Source organism: Salegentibacter agarivorans (assembly GCF_900113135.1).
Taxonomy (GTDB): domain Bacteria; phylum Bacteroidota; class Bacteroidia; order Flavobacteriales; family Flavobacteriaceae; genus Salegentibacter; species Salegentibacter agarivorans.
Genome location: NZ_FOOH01000053.1, coordinates 1 through 2212 on the forward strand (window position 1 = coordinate 1; position 2212 = coordinate 2212).

General features: G+C 50.5%; 1 rRNA gene. It reads left to right on the forward strand.

The features are described 5' to 3' along the window. A 23S ribosomal RNA gene (locus BM084_RS18955) occupies positions 1 to 2159 on the forward strand; the annotation flags it as partial. Between the last annotated feature and the right edge of the window lie 53 nt (positions 2160 to 2212).

Below are 2212 nucleotides of genomic sequence, written 5' to 3' on the forward strand. Positions count from 1 at the left end.
TTAAGTTGGTAATGGTAGACGCGAAACCGTGTGATCTACCCTTGGGCAGGTTGAAGCTGTGGTAACACATAGTGGAGGACCGAACCCGTTGACGTTGAAAAGTCTTGGGATGACCTGAGGGTAGGGGTGAAAGGCCAATCAAACTCGGAAATAGCTCGTACTCCCCGAAATGCATTTAGGTGCAGCGGTATAATAGTTTTATAGAGGTAGAGCTACTGATTGGATGCGGGGGCTTCACCGCCTACCAATTCCTGACAAACTCCGAATGCTATAAAATGTTTTATATCAGTGAGGGCATGGGTGCTAAGGTCCGTGTCCGAGAGGGAAAGAACCCAGACCATCAGCTAAGGTCCCCAAATATATGTTAAGTTGAAGAAACGCGGTTGGACTGCCCAGACAGCTAGGATGTTGGCTTGGAAGCAGCCATTCATTTAAAGAGTGCGTAACAGCTCACTAGTCGAGCGGTCCGGCATGGATAATAATCGGGCATAAACATATTACCGAAGCTATGGATTTCATATTTAGATATGGAGTGGTAGGGGAGCATTGTAACAGAGATGAAGGTGTACTGCGAGGTATGCTGGATTGGTTACAAAAGAAAATGTAGGCATAAGTAACGATAATGCAGGCGAGAAACCTGCACACCGAAAGACTAAGGTTTCCCCAGCTATGCTAATCAGCTGGGGGTTAGTCGGGACCTAAGGCGAACCCGAAAGGGGTAGTCGATGGACAACAGATTAATATTTCTGTACTTGCCCCACGTTAAAGCGGACGGAGGCGAACAGTTGGTGCGTGCTGACGGAATAGCACGTTGAAGGGAGTGGTAACACCCCGATAGTACACAAAAGCTTCGGCCGGCGTGATAATCCAGCGAATCGACTTCCAAGAAAAGCGAGTGGTGGCAACCCGTACCGTAAACCGACACAGGTAGTTGGGATGAGAATTCTAAGGTGCTCGAGAGATTCATGGCTAAGGAACTAGGCAAAATGGGCCCGTAACTTCGGGAGAAGGGTCGCCCCGCTTTAGGCGGGGCCGCAGTGAAGAGGTCCAGGCGACTGTTTATCAAAAACACAGGGCTCTGCTAAATCGAAAGATGATGTATAGGGCCTGACACCTGCCCGGTGCTGGAAGGTTAAGAGGAGATGTTAGCTTCGGCGAAGCATTGAATTGAAGCCCCAGTAAACGGCGGCCGTAACTATAACGGTCCTAAGGTAGCGAAATTCCTTGTCGGGTAAGTTCCGACCTGCACGAATGGTGCAACGATCTGGACACTGTCTCAGCCATGAGCTCGGTGAAATTGTAGTATCGGTGAAGATGCCGATTACCCGCTACGGGACGAAAAGACCCCGTGCACCTTTACTATAGCTTAGTATTGACTTTGGACAAGTGATGTGTAGGATAGGTGGGAGACTTTGAAGCGCCGTCGCCAGGCGGTGTGGAGTCATTGTTGAAATACCACCCTTTACTTGTTCGGAGCCTAACCTCATTAGATGAGGGACAGTGCTTGGTGGGTAGTTTGACTGGGGTGGTCGCCTCCAAAAGAGTAACGGAGGCTTCTAAAGGTTCCCTCAGCACGCTTGGTAACCGTGCGTAGAGTGCAATGGCAAAAGGGAGCTTGACTGAGAGACATACAGGTCGATCAGGTACGAAAGTAGAGCATAGTGATCCGGTGACACCGCATGGAAGGGTCATCGCTCAAAGGATAAAAGGTACGCCGGGGATAACAGGCTGATCTCCCCCAAGAGCTCACATCGACGGGGGGGTTTGGCACCTCGATGTCGGCTCGTCACATCCTGGGGCTGGAGAAGGTCCCAAGGGTTGGGCTGTTCGCCCATTAAAGTGGCACGCGAGCTGGGTTCAGAACGTCGTGAGACAGTTCGGTCTCTATCTGTAGTGGGCGTTAGAAATTTGAGTGGACCTGATCCTAGTACGAGAGGACCGGATTGGACCAACCTCTGGTGCACCAGTTGTTCCGCCAGGAGCATTGCTGGGTAGCTACGTTGGGAAGGGATAAGCGCTGAAAGCATATAAGCGCGAAACCCACCACAAGATGAGATTTCTTTAAAGGACCGTGGGAGACGACCACGTTGATAGGCCATAGGTGTAAAGGCAGCAATGTCATAGCCGAGTGGTACTAATAATCCGTAAAGCTTGATGCGACGCTTCCTATCCTGCAAGGGATGGGAAGCACTTGAATGCTTTTACCGCAGTA